Annotated in this window: 21 protein-coding genes; 9 read left to right on the forward strand and 12 right to left on the reverse strand. The window is 41.3% G+C overall.

The genetic code is table 11. The annotated features are described in order from the left end of the window. Positions 1 to 1,682 (forward strand): cadherin-like domain-containing protein (locus VB691_RS16845; RefSeq protein ID WP_323292678.1); only part of this gene is annotated, 1,682 nt, incomplete at its 5' end. A gap of 208 nt (positions 1,683 to 1,890) precedes the next feature. Beyond that, complete coding sequence (locus VB691_RS16850) at positions 1,891 to 2,181, forward strand: hypothetical protein (RefSeq protein WP_323292679.1); 291 nt, start codon at positions 1,891 to 1,893, stop codon at positions 2,179 to 2,181. Between the two features lie 47 nt (positions 2,182 to 2,228). Here the strand turns inward: VB691_RS16850 and VB691_RS16855 are convergent, their stop codons facing one another. The 5 genes from VB691_RS16855 to VB691_RS16875 form a co-directional block, all read right to left on the reverse strand. Continuing rightward, positions 2,229 to 2,609: a hypothetical protein gene (locus tag VB691_RS16855; protein WP_323292680.1), complete on the reverse strand. Its 381-nt coding sequence runs from the start codon at positions 2,607 to 2,609 to the stop codon at positions 2,229 to 2,231. Positions 2,610 to 2,614: 5 nt separating this feature from the next. Further along, on the reverse strand, positions 2,615 to 4,630 hold the full coding sequence (locus VB691_RS16860) for a ribonuclease R family protein (RefSeq protein WP_323292681.1): 2,016 nt from the start codon (positions 4,628 to 4,630) through the stop codon (positions 2,615 to 2,617). Positions 4,631 to 4,813: 183 nt separating this feature from the next. Continuing rightward, positions 4,814 to 5,029: a 30S ribosomal protein S18 gene (gene rpsR, locus VB691_RS16865; RefSeq protein WP_323292682.1), complete on the reverse strand. Its 216-nt coding sequence runs from the start codon at positions 5,027 to 5,029 to the stop codon at positions 4,814 to 4,816. A 34-nt stretch (positions 5,030 to 5,063) separates the two neighbouring features. Beyond that, positions 5,064 to 5,258: a 50S ribosomal protein L33 gene (gene rpmG / locus VB691_RS16870; protein ID WP_323292683.1), complete on the reverse strand. Its 195-nt coding sequence runs from the start codon at positions 5,256 to 5,258 to the stop codon at positions 5,064 to 5,066. A gap of 166 nt (positions 5,259 to 5,424) precedes the next feature. Further along, positions 5,425 to 5,886, reverse strand: a complete 462-nt coding sequence (locus VB691_RS16875; RefSeq protein ID WP_323292684.1) for a hypothetical protein — start codon at positions 5,884 to 5,886, stop codon at positions 5,425 to 5,427. A 231-nt stretch (positions 5,887 to 6,117) separates the two neighbouring features. On the opposite strand from VB691_RS16875, the gene VB691_RS16880 reads away from it, so the two are divergent. Further along, positions 6,118 to 8,205 carry a M13 family metallopeptidase gene (locus tag VB691_RS16880; protein ID WP_323292685.1) on the forward strand — a complete coding sequence of 696 codons (2,088 nt, stop codon included), beginning with the start codon at positions 6,118 to 6,120 and terminating at the stop codon, positions 8,203 to 8,205. Positions 8,206 to 8,442: 237 nt separating this feature from the next. On the opposite strand, the gene VB691_RS16885 is transcribed toward VB691_RS16880, so the two are convergent. Both VB691_RS16885 and VB691_RS16890 read right to left on the reverse strand, forming a co-directional pair. Beyond that, positions 8,443 to 8,604 (reverse strand): hypothetical protein, encoded by a 162-nt coding sequence (locus tag VB691_RS16885; protein WP_323292686.1) that lies wholly within the window; start codon positions 8,602 to 8,604, stop codon positions 8,443 to 8,445. Between the two features lie 98 nt (positions 8,605 to 8,702). Then, a complete protein-coding gene (locus VB691_RS16890) occupies positions 8,703 to 9,137 on the reverse strand; it encodes a peroxiredoxin (RefSeq protein ID WP_323292687.1) in 435 nt (144 codons plus the stop codon). Between the two features lie 109 nt (positions 9,138 to 9,246). Here VB691_RS16890 and VB691_RS16895 point away from each other — a divergent pair, with 109 nt between their 5' ends. From VB691_RS16895 to groL, 6 genes are all read left to right on the forward strand, one after another. Next, positions 9,247 to 9,651, forward strand: coding sequence for an Npun_F0494 family protein (locus VB691_RS16895; protein ID WP_323292793.1), 405 nt, complete (start codon positions 9,247 to 9,249; stop codon positions 9,649 to 9,651). A 74-nt stretch (positions 9,652 to 9,725) separates the two neighbouring features. Next, a complete protein-coding gene (gene cobQ / locus VB691_RS16900) occupies positions 9,726 to 11,213 on the forward strand; it encodes a cobyric acid synthase CobQ (RefSeq protein ID WP_323292688.1) in 1,488 nt (495 codons plus the stop codon). Between the two features lie 18 nt (positions 11,214 to 11,231). After that, complete coding sequence (locus VB691_RS16905; protein WP_323292689.1) at positions 11,232 to 11,471, forward strand: 2Fe-2S iron-sulfur cluster binding domain-containing protein; 240 nt, start codon at positions 11,232 to 11,234, stop codon at positions 11,469 to 11,471. A 154-nt stretch (positions 11,472 to 11,625) separates the two neighbouring features. Then, positions 11,626 to 12,387: a serine O-acetyltransferase gene (gene cysE / locus VB691_RS16910; protein WP_323292690.1), complete on the forward strand. Its 762-nt coding sequence runs from the start codon at positions 11,626 to 11,628 to the stop codon at positions 12,385 to 12,387. 233 nt (positions 12,388 to 12,620) lie between these two features. After that, positions 12,621 to 12,932 carry a co-chaperone GroES gene (gene groES, locus VB691_RS16915; RefSeq protein ID WP_323292691.1) on the forward strand — a complete coding sequence of 104 codons (312 nt, stop codon included), beginning with the start codon at positions 12,621 to 12,623 and terminating at the stop codon, positions 12,930 to 12,932. Positions 12,933 to 13,010: 78 nt separating this feature from the next. Further along, positions 13,011 to 14,633 carry a chaperonin GroEL gene (gene groL / locus VB691_RS16920; RefSeq protein WP_323292692.1) on the forward strand — a complete coding sequence of 541 codons (1,623 nt, stop codon included), beginning with the start codon at positions 13,011 to 13,013 and terminating at the stop codon, positions 14,631 to 14,633. A 484-nt stretch (positions 14,634 to 15,117) separates the two neighbouring features. On the opposite strand, the gene VB691_RS16925 is transcribed toward groL, so the two are convergent. The 5 genes from VB691_RS16925 to VB691_RS16945 all read right to left on the reverse strand — a co-directional run bounded on the left by VB691_RS16925 (position 15,118) and on the right by VB691_RS16945 (position 18,820). Next, positions 15,118 to 15,669 (reverse strand): Uma2 family endonuclease, encoded by a 552-nt coding sequence (locus VB691_RS16925; protein WP_323292693.1) that lies wholly within the window; start codon positions 15,667 to 15,669, stop codon positions 15,118 to 15,120. An 81-nt stretch (positions 15,670 to 15,750) separates the two neighbouring features. Beyond that, positions 15,751 to 16,302: a Uma2 family endonuclease gene (locus VB691_RS16930; RefSeq protein WP_323292694.1), complete on the reverse strand. Its 552-nt coding sequence runs from the start codon at positions 16,300 to 16,302 to the stop codon at positions 15,751 to 15,753. A 146-nt stretch (positions 16,303 to 16,448) separates the two neighbouring features. Further along, entirely contained in the window at positions 16,449 to 16,781 is a 333-nt protein-coding gene (locus VB691_RS16935; protein ID WP_323292695.1) for a XisI protein, read from the reverse strand. A gap of 67 nt (positions 16,782 to 16,848) precedes the next feature. After that, a complete protein-coding gene (gene ahr / locus VB691_RS16940; protein WP_323292696.1) occupies positions 16,849 to 17,850 on the reverse strand; it encodes an NADPH-dependent aldehyde reductase Ahr in 1,002 nt (333 codons plus the stop codon). 79 nt (positions 17,851 to 17,929) lie between these two features. Beyond that, complete coding sequence (locus VB691_RS16945) at positions 17,930 to 18,820, reverse strand: J domain-containing protein (protein WP_323292697.1); 891 nt, start codon at positions 18,818 to 18,820, stop codon at positions 17,930 to 17,932. Between the last annotated feature and the right edge of the window lie 43 nt (positions 18,821 to 18,863).

Raw genomic sequence — 18,863 nt, forward strand, 5'->3', positions numbered from 1 at the left:
ATACCTTCACCCCAACTGCTGACTTTAATGGTGCTGTTAATCTTTCTTACGGTGTAAGTGATGGTACTGTTACCTTAGCAGGTCAAACTCAAAGCTTCTCTGTAACTGCTGTTAATGATGCTCCTGTTGGTTCACCGACGGCAACTTTAGGCAACACTGCTGAAGATACTGCGATTAATATTGTTGCTGCTGACTTATTAGCAGGTTTCAGTGATGTAGATGGTGATACCTTATCCGTAGTCGGTTTAACTGCGAACAATGGTGCATTAGTCAACAACAATAACGGTACTTATACCTTCACCCCAACTGCTGACTTTAATGGTGCTGTTAATCTTTCTTACGGTGTGACTGATGGTACAGATACCTTAACTGGTCAAACCCGTAGCTTCTCTGTGACTCCGGTTAATGATGCTCCTGTAGGTGTTAACGATAGTGGTGTCGGTTTCAGCACCAATGAAGACACCGCCTTCCTCACTGCTAACGTCCTCACCAATGACACCGATGTGGACAACGGCGATGTATTGACCATTATCAGTTTCAATACCATCGGCACATTAGGTTTAGTCACCAACAATGGCAATGGCACTTTCAGCTACAACCCCAACAACAAATTTGAGTCTCTCAATAATGGGCAAACAGCTACCGATAGCTTTAGCTACACGGTTTCTGATGGCAATGGTGGAACTAATACAGCCACTGTCAGCATTAACATCAATGGTGTAACGGATATACCCGTACTAACCCAGATCAGTGCTGAAAGCCTTACCAATGTTACGGGCTATCGGATTGAGAATAATGCGATCGCTGAAGGTGGCTCAATGCTAAGTCTGATTAACGGAAGTGCTAACGAAGTCGGCACTGCTACTTTCACCTTTAACGGTCCCTCTGGTCTCTATCATGTGATTATCGGCACCTTTGATGAGAACGATGGTCAATCTACATTTAACCTAACCCAACAGGGCAATCTCGTTGGCTCTATCGTGCTTAACCAAGACCTTAACAGTAATGTTCCTAGTAGTACGACGAAGGTAGAACGGATCTTGGGCGGTGATCTAACTGTCACCACTGGCAATAGTTTCACAATCACGGGCTTCGAGAATGATGGCGAACCTGCCCGCTTGGACTTCATTCGCTTTGTCCCAGTTGATGCAGTAACTACCGCGCCTGGAGGCAATGGTTCAGATAACATCATCGGCGGTAGCGGTAGCGATACCCTCGGCGGCGGTAATGGTAACGATAACATCTACGGTGGTAATGGTTCAGATAACATCATCGGCGGTAATGGTAACGATACCCTCATCGGTGGTGGCGGTAGTGATACCCTCTACGGTGGTAACGGCAACGACCTCTTGTACGGTGATGGCTTCCTAAGTGGCGGCATTGGCAACGATGTTCTCTATGGCGATAATGGTAACGATACCCTCTATGGTGGTCTTGGCAGTGATACCCTCACAGGTGGCAATGGTCAAGATGTATTTGCCTATACTGGTGGGGATGGTTCTGATACCATTACTGACTTCGTTAAGGGTCAAGATAAGATCGGACTGTATAACGGTTTCAGCTTCGGGCAACTGAGTTTCTCAGGTAGCACTATCAAGGTGACTTCCACTAATGAAATTTTGGCAACACTGACTGGTATTAATACCACGACGCTAACGGCTGCTGATTTCGTCTCCTTGTAGACTGATTTAATCCTTTAATCGTCAAAAAGATCGTCCTCTACTGTAGAAGGGCGATCTTTTTGCTTTTAAGTGCCTAAACAAAATTAATTGCACTATAAGTTGATTCATAAAAATTGAATTTCAAGAATATTTGACTTCATTATTGCCTCGTTATATAAAAGAGCGTAAAATAACCTATGTCAACAGATATCTGAGCAAATTCTTCGATATGGAAAATCAAAAACCCCAATGGACTATGACTGAACATTCTCTTTTGGCGATCGCTACTGAAATGCACAGTCATTTTCGTGATCTACAATCCTACTACAAAATTGCCAAAGGAAATTTATTGAGTAAGTTAGAATCAACTTCTGATCAACAAGAAATAACAGCCATCCAAGAGGATCTTCATGACGTTGAAGAAAAATTAACTTTCTTTCATGTTCTCAATAACTCTATTTCTACCGTTGATACTGTTTTGCATACTCCGAAAATGATTACTGAATTCAAAAAACCTTAGCAGGATGATGAGGGTTTTACGATTAATTGATTGCAATAAAACTCAGGTTAACTAAATTTTTCAGGATGATCTTGCCAAACCTGAGTAATAAACTGCCTTAATTTTTCTTTAGCTTCTTGTCGACTTTCTGGGGAAGTTTTTTGAGTTTCTATCTCAGTTAATAAAGGTATAACTTCTGTATCTAAAGCCACCCTAAAAAGAGTTATGGGATATAATAAATCAGACGTTGAACGAACATCAATCAAAACTTTAGGCATTGATAACTGATGATAAACCTGTCTATCTTCAGCAATAACCGCCAAAAATAAAGGACGAACCCAACACCGTTGACGCAATTCAACCACTTGAATCACTTCACAATAAAGACGGTGATCATCATGTTCTAAACAAACAATTTGATGAGGACTAAATAAAGCAACTTCAGTCATAAAATCTAAATCATTGTTGACTGAACTTCATTTTCAAGCATTTCACGGAAACGAATTTCATCACGATGGGGATCAGCGCGACTCACTTGAACATTCAAGCGATCGCCTAAAGACACCGTGCGCTCAAAGCGATGAGGTAATTCTAACCCCAATTCTTCCAACAGCAAAACCCCCAATTTTTCATCCTCCCGTAACCACCGTAACACCACCCCTTGCCAAATTTGATCCCCATTGCGACGCAAAAACTCTAACCCCCAATAACGGTTGGTTTGTCGTTCGAGGAAGGTTGCTTCCTGGGCTGAGAGAGTGACACTATATAAAATCTGTTGCATCACATCCAAAGGAAAAGGCAAAGGATCACCCCTTAAATGGGCTTTTAACTGAAAATGGGTTAATAAATCCGTATAGCGACGAATGGGGGAAGTTACCTGAGTATAAGTATTTAACCCTAAACTAGCGTGACGACTGGGCAAAGTGCCAATTTCACTACGAGGCATACAACGACGTAAAGCACAAGCACGAACCGGCCCTGCTGGCAAGACCAGCAACTCCTCATCTGAGGGTAATTCTGGTTGGGGTTGTCCCCGAAAGGGAACAGGAATATTATGTTCTTGACAATAGCTTCCTGCCACTTCTCCCGCGAGAATCATCATTTCTGCCACTAATTGACGAGAGATCGAATTATCCACTAATTCAATAATAATCTCGTCTTCCGATTTGACCTTAATCACCGCCTCTGGCATTTTAATGGTGATTGAACCCTGAGACTGTCGCCAATAGTGTCGTTGTTTCGCTGCACTGGCCAACACCGCTAATTCTGATTCAGCAGTAATGCCTAACTGCAACATTTCATCCACATCATTATAAGTGAGGCGATAAGTTGGTTTAATCAGACTGGCATGAATAGAATAATCTTGTGCCGCCCCTTTCTCATCTAAGATAATCCCAAAACTGAGAGAAGGACAGATTTTGCCCTGAATTAAACTCATCGGCCCCGTTGCTAACTCTGTGGGAAACATCGAGATCATGCCAGTGGGTAAATATAACGTTGTGCTGCGTTTTCTAGCTTCTAAATCTAGCTCATCCCCTGGGGTGATAAAACGAGTAGGATCAGCAATATGCACCCATAACTTGACCCTATCCCCGTCTAAAAATTCCACACTCAACCCGTCGTCAATTTCTTCCGTACTTTCATCATCAATGGTGTATACCTTAAGATGAGTTAAGTCCAAGCGATCGCTATCAGCATCGGGGGGTAGATTTTGTAAGCAAGAATACGCCACGTCCAGTACCTTTTTCGGAAAATTGATCGGATAAGAGCTACGCCGCAAAAATAGGTTTTCATGACGACTCCACCATCCTAACTCTACCAATAATTCAAAGGCAGCTTCAGAGGTCGTGGGTCGCCCAATTTCGCTGAGAAGATCTTGAGCATTGCGGTGGGTTTGCTCTGGTTGTAAAATAAATTTTTCTAACTGTTCTAACCTGGTGCGATCGCTTTCTGTCCAGTCAATGGCTTCTTGGGCGATCGCCTGTTGAAGATGCCCAAAAAAGGTCGCTTTTTCTTGTTCACGTTGTTGTTCAACATCAAGTTGGTGTTTAATTTCTTCAACTTGACTGGCCGAACGCGGTTCGTAATTGTCGCCTTTTTTCTTAAAATAAATCTTATCGTCACATAGTAAACTATGGGCGGCATAACAGAGGCCGGGGGTTTGTTCAGAGAACAGAAAATTAGCCAATTCCCCTGGACTGACGGCCTCTCCTTCTTCTACCAATAATTCCCAGGCCACCTCTAAACTTGATGGATCTAGGTACGGTTGAACTTCTCGGAGAAAGGGCGCAATATCCGCCGTGGTGTAGGGGCCCCCTTCTACTTCATATTCTACCCGTTGGGGCCGCAGTTTATGGGAGTGACCCCCACTATCAATCACTATCCAGTCTTTTTTGCCTTCTGGACGCTCAACAACCGCCAAACGACGTTCTCCGTTAACTCTAAATTCAATGAGTTGTCCTTTTTCCACCCGCTTTTTGCCTTAATTGTTTTATGCAGATCTTTAACTATTCTATTTCCAGTCTAGCTTGACTAGGCCGTCGGGTCTGGGATTCACAAGTAATAAGTGTTAAGTAATTAAGTTTGGTAAAGGGGGTAAAGTGTCGAGACGAGTTTTTAACTGACGACACCTCACGCCCTTGCTTGAAAAAGGTTATGCTTCTTTGTTGACAAAGGGCAACAAGGCTAGAAAGCGGGAGCGTTTGACTGCCGTGGTTAAGGCTCTTTGCTGTTTGGCAGTTAACCCCGTAATGCGTCTGGGTAGAATTTTTCCCCGTTCGGTGATAAATTTCCGCAGCAGTTCCGTATCTTTGTAGTCGATCGGTTGCTTGGGGGGAATGGGGGAAAGACGTTTGCGATAATAACTCATGAGCTTGACTTTTTCCTTATGTTATGCTAGTCAATTATTTAATCTCTTTGTGAACGGTATGAGCGTTACAGTGACGACAGAACTTTTTGAGTTCTAATCTTGCAGTGGTGTTACGGCGGTTTTTGCTGGTGGTATAGCGGTTAACCCCAGGCGATCTCTTGTCTGTATTTGTCCGACATTCTGTACACTCTAAGGTGATAATCTGTCGAACCCCTTTTTTGCTGGCCATAGTTTAATTTAGCAAATCACTCAATTAATTTAATTTACACACAAACGGCTATTATCGCATATTGTCAAGGAGTTTGCAACTGGCGACTCAGGGCAACGGGCAACGCCGCATCTGGCAACGCCGCATCTGGCAACATTAAAATCGTTGAATTTACAACGAAGTTCGCTTACTTTTTACGCAAAAAACTAAACCATAAAGCCCCAACTCCTGCGGTAATTAATAAACTTTGAATAGGAGCGAGGGGAAAAGAGCTATAGTGTAAATCTTGTTGAGAGTCATGGCTAATTTTATCAACCTCAACCCCTTTTTCAGTGACAGGAACAATTAAAATTTCTCCATGGCCTTCATCTATGATTTGTACTTCCCAGTCTCCAGGAATGGAGGTATCAGGTAAAAAAGCAAACCTTCCTTGTTCATCGGTTGTAGATTCTAACCAAGGTTTTTCCGTATCATTTGGCGCAAAAATAATCACATCGGCATTTTTCGCTACTTCATCCGTACTGTAAACAGTTTGAAATTCTAATTTATCAGAGAACAAATAATTTGTTTGCATGGTGTGGGCTAAGGTTTCAGAAGATATTCCCATCACCCCAAATAAAAATGGTAACGAAAGTATGAACTTTTTCATCTCGACTACACTCCTCATTAAGACTGGATTAGAGCTAGGAAAATTATAACAATTCTCAAACATTAGTTAGCGATCGCGGGAGCAAAAAAACTCTAGCACTAGAGAAATCCTGGACTATATATGAGTTCAAAAGAACTATTCAGCTTGAAGAATAGTTTTGACTCAACCCAGTAGGAACAATCTAATCTCAAAATTTATCAGGTATCCCAATAAACTCGATTAATTTTGCTCATGATGAAGTCTATTGCTCATATATCCCTCGTTACGATGACGGCGATCGCTCTTTTAGGTTCCCAACCTGAGTACGCATCCAGCCAGTCTACAGATTCCACTCTTTCTAAAGCAGAACCCTCGCAACAGGGTTTTTCTGTGAATCACATGGATTTGTCCGTTGAACCCCAGAAAAACTTTTATCAATTTGCGGCGGGTAACTGGCTCAAAAAGGCCGTTATTCCTGACGATAAACCATCAGTGAGTAGCTTTGATGAATTAGACGAACAAAATAATCAAAAAATCCAAAAAATCATTAAAGAAGCCCAGGCAAAAAGTTCTCAATCCCCTAAAGGTAGTATTACTCAACAAGTCGGCGATTTCTATACGGCTGGCATGAATACCGAGTTGCTAGAAAAATTAGGAGCAACTCCTCTAAAGTCTGAACTCAACAAAGTTAAGACCTTAACTTCTAAAAAAGACTTAATTCCTTTACTCGCTCATCAGAATTTAATCGGTGTAAGTTCCATTGTGGATCAGTATGTAGCCCCCGACAAAAAACAAGCGACGGTTAATGCGTTATATCTTAGTCCTGCGACTTTACCTGTCAGCAATAGAGAGTTTTATTTAAGTCCTAATTTTGAGCCTCAACGGAAGGCCTATCTGACCCATATTGCTAAAATGTTATCCCTCATCGGAGAGAATCCCAGTCAGGCAGAAGCCCAGGCAAAAACCATTTTAGAGATGGAAACGGCTCTTGCCAAAGTGACCCTTTCACCCACTGAAGCGCGAGATGTGGATAAAGTTTATAACAAATTTACTCTAGCTCAATTACAAAAAAGTTATCCTAATTTTGATTGGCAACAATATTTTTCTCTCTTGGGCTTAACGGATGTTAAAGAAGTTATTGTAGAAGAACCCCGCTATTATGAGAAAGTTAATGTCCTATTAAAAGAACGTTCCCTAGAGGATTGGAAAACCTATCAACGCTGGCAATATTTAACTGCTAAAGCAGTTTATCTGAATGATGATTTTCTTCAAGAAAAATTTGACTTTTTTGGTAAAACGATGTTCGGAGTTACCGCCCTACCGCCCCGCAATCGGATTATCACAGACACGCTATTGTCTTCTTTAAATCCTCCTATTTCCCAATTATTTGTTAAACAATATTTTCCCCCTGCTACCAAAGCTAAAACAGAAATAATGGTAGCTAATATAAAAGCGGAATTTAAACGTCGTTTAGAACAGAATCCTTGGATGAGTGAGGCAACTCGTCAAAAAGCGATCGCTAAATTAGACAAAATGAAAATCTTAGTTGGCTATCCAGAAAAATGGCTAGATTATTCTGCTATTGAGATTAAAGCTGATGACTATTTTGGCAATCATACTCGTCTGACGGAGTGGAAAAATCGATATAATTTGGCCAAATTAAAACAGCCTGTTGTTACTGAATATTTTGTCTTAAATGGAACGTTTCCTACCCAAGTTAATGCCGCCTACGTTCCCAGTAGTAATAGCATTCAAATTCCTGCGGGAATTTTACAACCGCCTTTCTTTGATGCCAAACTAGATAATGCGGTAAATTATTGTTCTATTGGTGCAGTGATCGCCCATGAATTTACTCATGGTTTTGATGATAAGGGTCGTCTTTTTGATGGGGATGGTAATCGTAAAGATTGGTGGACAAAAGAAGATGGGGAGAATTTCTCTCAAAGAGCGAATCAATTAGTGAAACAATATAATCAGTATGAAGTGTTACCTGGATTATTTGTCAATGGTCAATTAACTTTGGGAGAAAATATTGCGGATTTAGGTGGTATTACCATCGCCCTTTCTGCGTTAAAACGTTCCCTCACAGCCGAAAAACTTGCAACTAAAATTGACGGTTTTACTCCTGAACAACGGTGTTTTATTGCCTGGGGACAACTCTGGAAGACGAAAGATCGTCCTGAAATTGTGCGACAATTAGTCCAGACAAATCCCCATCCTCCCAGTGAGTTTCGGGTAACGGGGCCGTTGGTAAATGTGCCTGAATTTTTCCCTACTTTTAGCATTAAAAAGGGTGATCCTTTATGGCGTGATCCTGCTGAGCGGGTCACAATTTGGTAATTTTGATGAAGTTAGATCCAGAAAATCTGTAGTGGCAGGTTTAACCGCAAAAGTGGCTCTCCCGTACCTGTGGTGATAAGTAAAGCTTATAATTCGTAGGGTGGGTTAGACGCGGCAACGATTTTGAGGAAAAACTAATAAGTTTTAATCCGCGTCGTAACCCACCATCTTAAGTATTGTATCTGATTATACATTTTATACCAAGATGTCGGGAGAGCCAATAAATTAACAGTATTGTTACTGAGCAACAATTTTAGCAGGATGACGAGGCGGTTGGCTTGGCTGATGGGAGATGGCCTCTGATTTTTCAATTCCGAATGTAAAGGAAAAATTAACAGAGGACTTTGGAGAATCGTCGTACAGTGATGCAGCGATCGCCTTGCCCAAAAACTCTAGCACTAGAGAAATCTTGGACTATATATGAGTTCAAAGGAACTATTAAAATAAAAAACCCCACCATCAGGTGAGGGAAGATGAATTCGAGTTAATTGTTTTAATTAACCCACAATACCTAAAATATCTTGAGCATGGGTAGCAGTTTGTACTTTTTCATCCACATAACTAATTTTCCCTTCCCCGTCAATGATGTAGGTGACGCGCTTAGAATATCCGCCACCTGACACATCATAAGCATTGGTTAAGGTTCCGTCTTTATCAACCAACAGTTGGAAAGGTAAACCATACTTTTCCTTAAACATTTTATGGGAAGTTTGATCATCCATACTCACCCCAAAGACAACCATATCCTTATCTTGATATTGTTGATAATTATCACGGAAGCTTTGAGCTTCTTTCGTGCAACCAGGAGTATCATCTTTGGGATAGAAGTATAAGACGACGATTTTACCTTTATAGTCTGATAAAGAGACAGTTTTGCCCTCATCATCAATAGTGGTAAAACCAGGTGCAACAGTTCCAACAGCTAAAGCCATAGCTTCTCATTCCCAAATCAAAAAGTGATCACTCTTGATCATAAAACTTTACACGACAATCGAAAACCTTTCATAATAAAAATAGTCATCTTCTAAGTCTTTGACCATGATGAGAACATCAACCCAACCCCTTAACCTTACTTATACCAATAACACCCTAAAACGGGCAGAAAGAGCTTTAGGCTGCGCTCCCTTTCAGTTAAACTTATTTACAGCCATGAAGACAGACAGTGTACCTTTGCCCAATATTGCGGGAGAAACCGGAGTCAAACAAGGATATACTCTTAAATCTTTATCAGAACAACGGGTCGAAAAAGACCTCCTGTGGTTAATTCAGGTGGGGCTGTTGCGACGAGAAGTCGATGGACAAGGAATTACCGATAGTTTTCGTTTAACCCCATTAGGACGGCAATTAGTGGCAAAATGGAAAGAACAAGGAGAAAAGCTGCCTCAACCGTCTTGGTGGGAACGACTGGTTAATCAATTTATCCGTTGGTTTAGTCTACCGTTTTAACATCTGTAGGGGTCAACGGCCGTTGACCCCTACAAAATTCCAAAACTGAATAACCGAGAGGTCAATAATTATTAATGAAAGCCATGATGGTAGTGGGAACTACCTCCCACGCCGGAAAATCCTTTATTACTGCTGCCATTTGTCGCATTTTAGCCCGTCAAGGCTGGCACGTCACCCCCTTTAAAGGGCAGAATATGGCACTTAATGCTTATGTTACTGCTAATGGGGGGGAAATCGGTCATGCTCAAGCGGTACAAGCTTGGGCCGCGGGAATTACCCCTAGGGTAGAAATGAACCCCATTTTGCTCAAACCCCAAGGAAATATGACCTCACAAGTGATTATGGGGGGAAAAGCAGTGGGAGTAACTACTGCAACTGAGTATTATGAAAAGTATTTTGATAAGGGGTGGCAAATTATCACAAAATCCCTAGAAAGTTTAGCAAGAGAATATGATTTTGTGGTCTGTGAAGGGGCAGGAAGTCCAGCAGAAATCAATCTCAAACATCGAGATTTAACTAATATGAGAATTGCCAAACATCTTAATGCCCCGACAATTTTAGTAGTAGATATTGATCGCGGGGGGGCTTTTGCTCATGTGGTGGGAACGTTACAATTATTAGATGAAGATGAACGAGCTTTAATTAAAGGGGTTGTAATTAATAAGTTTCGGGGACAGAAATCTCTATTAGATTCGGGGATTGAATGGTTAGAAAATTACACCGGAATTCCCATATTAGGGGTCATTCCTTGGCGTGATATGTTATTTCCTGCCGAAGATTCTTTAGATTTATTAGATAGGCAAACCTCTCAATCTCAAAAAGAACTTAACCTTACTGTTTTACGGTTGCCTCACATCGCTAATTTTACAGATTTTGACCCCCTTGATGCTGAAAATACTGTCTCGATCAACTATCTAAATATTAACGATCATTTAGGTTATCCTGATGCGGTAATTATTCCAGGTTCAAAAACAACTATTAATGATTTAATGGCACTTCATCAAAGTGGAATGGCTAAACAAATACAAGATTATGTCGCAGCAGGTGGCATTGTTTTTGGCATTTGTGGCGGTTTTCAAATGTTAGGAGAAATGGTATTTGACCCCGATCAATTAGAAGGAAAAAATGAATCTTATCCAGGACTAAAATTGCTGCCTTTAGAAACAATAATTACTCCCGATAAAATTGTTCGTCAACGACAAACTTGTTCGGTTTATCCCTATCCAGGATTTCCCGTAACTGGTTACGAAATTCATCAAGGAATCACCCGTGTAGCTAGGATAATTCATAAACCTGCTAATACTATTACCCATGCTTTATTTGAAGATTCTAGTTTAGGTATTGTCAATGATAATCAGTCCATTTGGGGTTGTTATTTACACGGCGTTTTTGATAACGGGGCCTGGCGACGAACTTGGTTAAATTATCTACGAAATCGACGAGGTTTAGGGTCTTTACCCACAGGAATTCCCAATTATAGAGAACAAAGAGAGGCAAATTTAGATAAACTTGCTGACTTGGTTGAGGAGTTTTTAGACTTAACACCATTGTTAAATAATTGATAGATTGAGGAACATTTTATGAAAGTTCAAGTGCAATTTTTACCAGACGATATTACCATTGAAGCTGAAGCAGGGGAACCGATGTTAGAAGTAGCAAAACGGGCCGGAATTCTGATTCCTACTGGGTGTTTAATGGGGTCTTGTCATGCTTGTGAGGTAGAATTAGAAGATGGAACCCCTATTTGTGCTTGTATTAGTGCAATTCCAGCAGGAAGTAAATCTATAACTATTAATCTTTATACAGATTTAGGTTGGTAAAGGAAAAAATTTCTAAAAATTCCCCAGAAGCGATCGCTTGACTCTCATACCTTTTTTATACAATCGGAATAATCAACCATTTGGGTGAACCGTCGCCGTCCCCCAGTGATAAAATGAGGATAAGACGCACTTTTTGAACAGGAAATTCAGTTTGGTGTTATCATCCATCATCGCCGATTTTCGCATCATTTTTGAACGAGATCCCGCCGCCCGTAACTGGCTGGAAGTTCTTTTTTGCTATCCTGGACTACAAGCGATCGTACTGCATCGGTTCGCTCATCGCTTCTATAATTTTGGTGTTCCCTTTTTCCCCCGATTAGTTTCTCATATCGCACGCTTTCTGACGGGGATCGAAATTCATCCAGGGGCTAAAATCGGTACTGGTGTCTTTATCGATCATGGTATGGGCGTGGTGATCGGTGAAACCGCAGAAGTGGGAGACTATAGCTTAATTTATCAAGGTGTTACCCTAGGGGGAACCGGAAAAGAAAGCGGAAAACGTCACCCAACGGTTGGCACAAATGTTGTTGTGGGAGCCGGAGCTAAAGTTCTTGGTAATCTTAATATTGGTAATAATGTTAGGATTGGAGCGGGTTCTGTCGTGCTGCGGGATGTTCCTTCTGATTGTACTGTGGTGGGAATTCCTGGCCGCATTGTTTATCAGTCTGGAGTGCGAGTTAACCCCCTAGAACATGGTAATCTGCCTGACTCGGAAGGGAAAGTTATTCGGTTACTATTAGATAGAATTGACGCATTAGAACAACAAGTTCAACAACTACAAGAAGATAGATTAAAAGAACGAGAATTAGTGGCCAGCAAGGTTTCTCAGTCAGCTTTAGAAAATGCCTATAATGCTAGTCAAATCTGTTATTTGAAAGATAAGGAAATTGAGGAGTTTTTAGGGGGAACGATGTAAGTAAAAAGTAAAAAGTTAATTGCTTATTACTTACCCTTGATTCTTTCTTTAAGGGAAAGCCTTGATTTAAGCTGACTTTAACAGAAAAATCCGCCCTAAGTTCGGGAACCCGTACCCTTATAGCAGTTGCCAGGGGAGGCCTTATTTCGTTACATTAGCACTCGGAAGGTGAGAGTGCTAATTTTTTTGAGACAGCCCTCAACTTCATCACCAAATCTTAGGAGGATTCGTTCATGGCAGCAATCAGCATTAATGTATCTACAGTTAAACCCCTTGGCGATCGCATTTTCGTCAAAGTAAGCCCCGCCGAAGAAAAAACCGCAGGCGGTATCTTATTGCCCGATAATGCCCAAGAAAAGCCCCAAATTGGCGAAGTTGTCGCCGTCGGCCCTGGTAAACGCAACGATGACGGAACCCGATCTGCATTAGATGTCAAAATCGGTGACAAAGTGCTTTACTCCAAATATGCTGGCACCGATGTCAAGCTATCGGGAGAAGATTATGTATTACTCTCAGAGAAAGATATTTTAGCAGCCGTTGCCTAGACAAATGAAGGCAACTCACTTCATTTATTGATTCCTAACAACTCATTTTTCAGGATCTACTTACAAGAGGCATAAACTATGGCTAAATTGATTGTCTACAACGAAGATGCACGTCGTGCATTAGAAAGAGGAATGGACATCCTCGCCGAAGCAGTGGCCGTTACCTTAGGCCCCAAAGGTCGTAACGTTGTTCTAGAAAAGAAATTTGGTGCGCCCCAAATCATTAATGACGGGATCACCATTGCCAAAGAAATTGAATTAGAAGACCATATCGAAAATACCGGAGTTGCCTTAATTCGTCAAGCGGCTTCTAAAACTAACGATGTGGCCGGAGACGGAACCACCACAGCTACCGTCTTAGCTCATGCGATCGTTAAAGAAGGGTTACGCAACGTCGCAGCAGGTGCTAACCCCATTTCCCTCAAACGGGGTATTGATAAAGCTACCGACTTTTTAGTTGAAAAAATCGCCGAACACGCCAAACCCGTTGAAGATTCCAAAGCGATCGCCCAAGTAGGTTCGATCTCTGCGGGAAATGACGAAGAAGTGGGCAAAATGATCGCTGATGCCATGGATAAAGTTGGCAAAGAAGGGGTCATCTCCCTTGAAGAAGGTAAGTCCATGTTTACCGAACTGGAAATCACCGAAGGGATGCGCTTTGATAAAGGGTATATTTCCCCCTACTTTGTCACAGATCCCGAACGCATGGAAGCAGTGTTTGAAGATCCTTGCATCTTGTTAACCGACAAAAAAATTAACCTGGTTCAAGACTTAGTGCCTGTATTAGAACAGGTTGCTCGTCAAGGCAAATCTTTAGTAATTATTGCTGAAGATATCGAAAAAGAAGCTTTAGCAACCTTAGTTGTTAACCGTTTACGGGGTGTCTTAAACGTTGCTGCGGTCAAAGCTCCTGGATTTGGCGATCGCCGTAAACAAATGCTCGAAGATATTGCGGTTTTGACTGCTGGTACAGTTATTAGCGAAGATGCGGGCCTCAAGTTAGAAAATACCAAACTTGAGATGTTAGGATCTGCCCGTCGGATTATTCTGACCAAAGACAATACTACTATTGTGGCCGAAGGTAACGAAGCGGGAGTTAAATCTCGTTGTGAGTTGATCCGTCGTCAAATGGAAGATACAGAGTCTTCTTATGACAAAGAGAAGCTACAAGAGCGTTTAGCTAAGTTATCCGGTGGGGTTGCAGTAATTAAAGTTGGTGCTGCCACTGAAACCGAAATGAAGGATCGCAAACTTCGTTTAGAAGATGCCATCAACGCCACAAAAGCGGCGGTTGAAGAAGGAATTGTGCCTGGTGGTGGTACAACCCTCGCTCACCTCACTCCTGTCCTAGAGGAGTGGGCTAAGAGCAACCTGGCCAATGAGGAGTTAACAGGTGCGTTAATTGTTTCTCGTGCCTTAACTGCACCCTTAAAGCGTATTGCTGAAAATGCCGGTCAAAACGGTGCGGTGATTGCTGAACGAGTGAAAGAAAAAGAATTCAACGTCGGTTATGATGCTGCAACTGGCGAGTTTGCCGATATGTTGGCAGCAGGTATCGTTGATCCCGCAAAAGTGACCCGTTCTGGTTTACAGAATGCCGCTTCTATTGCTGGTATGATTTTGACCACTGAATGTATTGTGGTTGATAAACCTGAGAAAGACAAAGCCCCTGCTGCTGGCGGTGGAGACTTTGACTATTAATTCTCAGTTAACCTAAACTGAATAATAGGCCCTGTCCTTTGAGGATGGGGCATTTTTGTATGAACTACCTACGGACTTTGCTACGCTACCTCCGAGGTTTCTGACGCTTCATCTAAGTTACTTACCCAACAAGTTGGAACCGCTTGCAAGATAGAGGTAGCTTATCTACGTCTAAGGACGCTAGTTCCTAACGCCCATTTACAATCTTTGTTTGTAGGGGGTATTTCAACCAAATCCTACCTTACGGGTTTTCTCTCCGAATACTGCCACCAACTGTATTGATTAGGGGTAGAAAAGAGCTTTCACGGCATTACTGCACTGCGGAAAAGGTTAACATCCCTGGTAGCAAGCGGGTCTATTACTGTTTTTGCCTCGCTACACTTGATGTTACAAGAACTTTTTTGTTTTGTCCAGTAGATCTTGTCCTGGCGAGAAATCCCTCGCACTGCGTTCCTTGTGCGGGGATTTCTCGCTCCCGAAGAAGTTAATCAAACTCAGGGGGCCAGATTTCTACAACAGGTAATTCCCATCCTGGAAGGATTTCCGGTACTTCAAGCACATCCCCATCTTTCAGGACAATTTTATCTGCATTGAGGCGACAAACTTCCATAGTACGAGTTCTGGGATCGACTAATACTCCAACTGTAGTTCCTAATTCCAAAAATTGCTGTATCTTCTCACGTAATTTAGTCAAACTATCAGTTTTAGATTTAACCTCAAACATCAAATCAGGAACTAATTCGGCATAATCTTCTGTGGTGCGTGGTAAACGTTGAGCTAGGATAAAAGAAGCATCAGGTGCGCGAACATCTCCATCAGCATTAGGTAAGCGAAAACCACCGCTAGAAGCAGTTACTCTGCCTAATTTTCTTGGTCTTACCCAATTTGATAACTGAGCAACAATGGCGGCAGCTACTTCATCTGATTCTAAACCTGAAGGACTCATAAAAATAACATCTCCCCCGACTAATTCCATCCGATAATCAGGATGTTCTGCTTGTAGTTTCTCTAAATCTTTAACCGTTAAACTAGGCATTTTTAAGATCTCCGAGTCTCTATGGGTGTGGTCAAAAGTATAGCAGAGGGCGGAAGGGGATTTGATTTTCGATACTACTTATCAATCAAATTCAGGGGCCCAGATTTCGACAACAGGTAATTCCCATCCTGGAAGGAGTTCCGGTACTTCAAGCACATCCCCATCTTTCAGGACAATTTTATCTGCATTGAGGCGACAAACTTCCATAGTACGAGTTCTGGGATCGACTAATACTCCAACTGTAGTTCCTAATTCCAAAAATTGCTGTATCTTCTCACGTAATTTAGTCAAACTATCAGTTTTAGATTTAACCTCAAACATCAAATCAGGAACCAATTCGGCGTAATCTTCTGTTGTGCGAGGTAAACGTTGAGCTAAGATAAAAGAAGCATCAGGTGCGCGAACATCTCCATCAGCATTAGGTAAGCGAAAACCACCGCTAGAAGCAGTTACTCTGCCTAATTTTCTTGGTCTTACCCAATTTGATAACTGAGCAACAATGGCGGCAGCTACTTCATCTGATTCTAAACCTGAAGGACTCATAAAAATAACATCTCCCCCGACTAATTCCATCCGATAATCAGGATGTTCTGCTTGTAGTTTCTCTAAATCTTTAACCGTTAAACTAGGCATTTTTAAGATCTCCGAGTCTCTATGGGTGTGTTAAAAAGTATAGCAGAGGGCAGTATATTTGAGATAAATCTTAGTTTTGCTCGGATTATTCATGAAGTAAGAAGTTCCTTTCTCCAGTCTATGAGTATTGGAAAACATTAGCAAACTTAATGGGTAGAGAACTCAGTAAATTGGCGCATATAAGGAGAGTGAAACGCCAACACGATATCTTCTTTAGGTACACCTTTTTCTAACAACATTGTAGCAATGCCGACTTCAGTACCATCATGTTGTATCCAAATTTTGCCGTCTTTGATATCTAGATGAATACTACATCCATGAGTCCGACTATTACCACGCCAACCCGTATGTAGTAAAAGGTAGTGATCGCCTTTGGGATCTAAAACAGCTTGGGTTTCGACTTCTTCTGGGGAACATTGCTGTTGTAACCGCGCTAAAATTAAGTCTTGAATAATTTGACGATATTGTTCTATTTCCATTGAACAATTACCTCCTGTTTTTCATCATAAACCAGTAAATTAATTTGAGTCCTTTCAACTACTAAAATTAAACTTTCAACACTAAACGATATCGAGGTTGACCATTTTCTAATTTAGCGATCGCCTCATTTACCTTGTCTAAAGGAAAGATTTCGATGATGGGTTCAATTTTATGGCGTGTGGCAAAATCTAGCATTTGGGCAATGGTGGTGGGACTGCCTAAAGGACTAGCTGAGACGGTTTTTTGTCCTAAAATTAAGGGGAAAATTTGCACAGATAAGGGGTTAGGAGTAACACCCACAAAATGCAGTCTACCTTTAGGCCGTAGGGCGTTAATATAGCCATTCCAGTCCAAATCAGCGTTTACGGTTGAAAGAATGAAATCAAAGGAATTTTCCACCTCTTTTAAGGCGTTTTCATTACGAGAATTAACAAAATGATTGGCCCCTAATTGTTTGGCTTCTTCCTCTTTGTCTGAACTGCTGGAAAAAGCGGTTACATCACAACCCCAAGCATGGAGAAATTGAATGGCCATGTGACCTAAACCACCAATACCAATCACTCCCACGCGATCAGTGGATTTAATGCCACATTCTACAATAGGATTAAACACCGTAATTCCGCCACAAAATAAGGGCCCGGCGGTTTCTAGATTAATTTCTGGTGGTAAGGGAAACACCCAACTATAATGGGCCCGTACTTTATCGGCAAACCCGCCATGACGACCAACAATGGTACTTTCGGCAGTTTGGCAAAGGTTTTGATCGCCACCCATACACCATTCACAAGTTAGACAGGAACGGGAAAACCAGCCTAACCCTACTTTTTGACCAACAGAAACGGTTTTGACTCTATTGCCCACTGCACCAATGGTTCCGACAACTTCATGACCAGGAACTAGGGGATATTGAGTCGTTCCCCATTCATTATTGAGCATACTGAGATCACTATGACAAATTCCACAGTATTCGACCTTAATTTCGATTTCTTCTTCTCCTAAGAGGCCAGGATCATACTCAAATGATTTTAATTCTCCCTTGGCTTCATGGACTGCATAGGCTTTAATCATATTTGTTTCCTCACTCGTTTGTTGTGAATTGTATCATTGAATTTTGTTTACAACAAATTAATGTTAAGTTAAGGCTACTTTATTTCTTAAACCATTGTTGCAGAGAATTAATACGTTGTGCTTTCTTTTCCTGTAGTAATTGATATTCTTCATAAGCGGTATTAATACGCGCCGTAATTTGATGAGCAAGGGGGTGTAAAGTGCGATCGGGATGCCATAAACGTAGTAAATTTTTATAAGCTTGTTCTGCTTTCGTTGGAGGGGAAAAGGTGGTAATGCCTAAAATTTTCCACCAGGAAGATGATTCATCAAGTAAGGTGCGATCGATAGTCTTTCCATTATCTAAAAGCAGGAATTGTAAGGAGTCCCAAGACATTCCATAACAGAAGGAATAAATGGCTTTAAGACTTGTTAAACCTAAGTTTTGAGTCGCTTTTTGATGCCATTTTTTAAAAGCGCAAAGATTGTCCCAAGTCCAAAATAAATGATATTCTTCCCCTAAAGATTCTAAAACCTTTTTGACTATAGGATCAGGTTCTTTTAAATTTAATAAATTAGATAATTCAGGAGAAAATTGAGTAATCAAGGGTTGATTTTTCCAGTCCCAATAATTAATACCAGGTTTTCCCATTTGTTGACGATAAAATGAGAACCATCCTAATTCCCAAACACAAGCCAAAGCAGTCGCTAAGGGGTAAAATTGTCCTGTTAAAACAGTGGAAGGGGCATCTTCTAATAAACAAGTTAAGGGGGTCAGTAAGGGAGTCGCTAAGGGGTAAAATTGCCCTTTTAAGTAATGTTTTGGGATATCTTCCAATAAACAGGCAAAAGGTTTATGTTGACCGTTTAAAACTGGAGTAGAAGATGGGTGACTTTTGCCAACAGAAAATGTCCAACAAATCCCAAAAAACATTAATCCCAAGAGTAAAACATTGAACAAAGAATCATTAATGAAAGCCACCACTCCCATAACAAAACCCCTTAAAGAGTGCAAAATATAACAGAAAGCCAGA

The sequence above is a fragment of the Crocosphaera sp. XPORK-15E genome (genome assembly GCF_034931425.1).
Classification (GTDB): domain Bacteria; phylum Cyanobacteriota; class Cyanobacteriia; order Cyanobacteriales; family Microcystaceae; genus UHCC-0190.

What these genes read in the sequence shown, in the direction of transcription:
- VB691_RS16850 (WP_323292679.1), top strand. Translation starts at nt 1,891, where the DNA reads ATGGAAAATCAAAAACCCCAATGGACTATGACTGAACATTCTCTTTTG.
- VB691_RS16855 (WP_323292680.1), bottom strand. Translation starts at nt 2,609, where the DNA reads ATGACTGAAGTTGCTTTATTTAGTCCTCATCAAATTGTTTGTTTAGAA.
- rpsR (WP_323292682.1), bottom strand. Translation starts at nt 5,029, where the DNA reads ATGAGTTATTATCGCAAACGTCTTTCCCCCATTCCCCCCAAGCAACCG.
- rpmG (WP_323292683.1), bottom strand. Translation starts at nt 5,258, where the DNA reads ATGGCCAGCAAAAAAGGGGTTCGACAGATTATCACCTTAGAGTGTACA.
- VB691_RS16875 (WP_323292684.1), bottom strand. Translation starts at nt 5,886, where the DNA reads ATGAAAAAGTTCATACTTTCGTTACCATTTTTATTTGGGGTGATGGGA.
- VB691_RS16880 (WP_323292685.1), top strand. Translation starts at nt 6,118, where the DNA reads ATGATGAAGTCTATTGCTCATATATCCCTCGTTACGATGACGGCGATC.
- VB691_RS16890 (WP_323292687.1), bottom strand. Translation starts at nt 9,137, where the DNA reads ATGGCTTTAGCTGTTGGAACTGTTGCACCTGGTTTTACCACTATTGAT.
- VB691_RS16895 (WP_323292793.1), top strand. Translation starts at nt 9,247, where the DNA reads ATGAGAACATCAACCCAACCCCTTAACCTTACTTATACCAATAACACC.
- cobQ (WP_323292688.1), top strand. Translation starts at nt 9,726, where the DNA reads ATGAAAGCCATGATGGTAGTGGGAACTACCTCCCACGCCGGAAAATCC.
- VB691_RS16905 (WP_323292689.1), top strand. Translation starts at nt 11,232, where the DNA reads ATGAAAGTTCAAGTGCAATTTTTACCAGACGATATTACCATTGAAGCT.
- groES (WP_323292691.1), top strand. Translation starts at nt 12,621, where the DNA reads ATGGCAGCAATCAGCATTAATGTATCTACAGTTAAACCCCTTGGCGAT.
- groL (WP_323292692.1), top strand. Translation starts at nt 13,011, where the DNA reads ATGGCTAAATTGATTGTCTACAACGAAGATGCACGTCGTGCATTAGAA.
- VB691_RS16925 (WP_323292693.1), bottom strand. Translation starts at nt 15,669, where the DNA reads ATGCCTAGTTTAACGGTTAAAGATTTAGAGAAACTACAAGCAGAACAT.
- VB691_RS16930 (WP_323292694.1), bottom strand. Translation starts at nt 16,302, where the DNA reads ATGCCTAGTTTAACGGTTAAAGATTTAGAGAAACTACAAGCAGAACAT.
- VB691_RS16935 (WP_323292695.1), bottom strand. Translation starts at nt 16,781, where the DNA reads ATGGAAATAGAACAATATCGTCAAATTATTCAAGACTTAATTTTAGCG.
- ahr (WP_323292696.1), bottom strand. Translation starts at nt 17,850, where the DNA reads ATGATTAAAGCCTATGCAGTCCATGAAGCCAAGGGAGAATTAAAATCA.
- VB691_RS16945 (WP_323292697.1), bottom strand. Translation starts at nt 18,820, where the DNA reads ATGGGAGTGGTGGCTTTCATTAATGATTCTTTGTTCAATGTTTTACTC.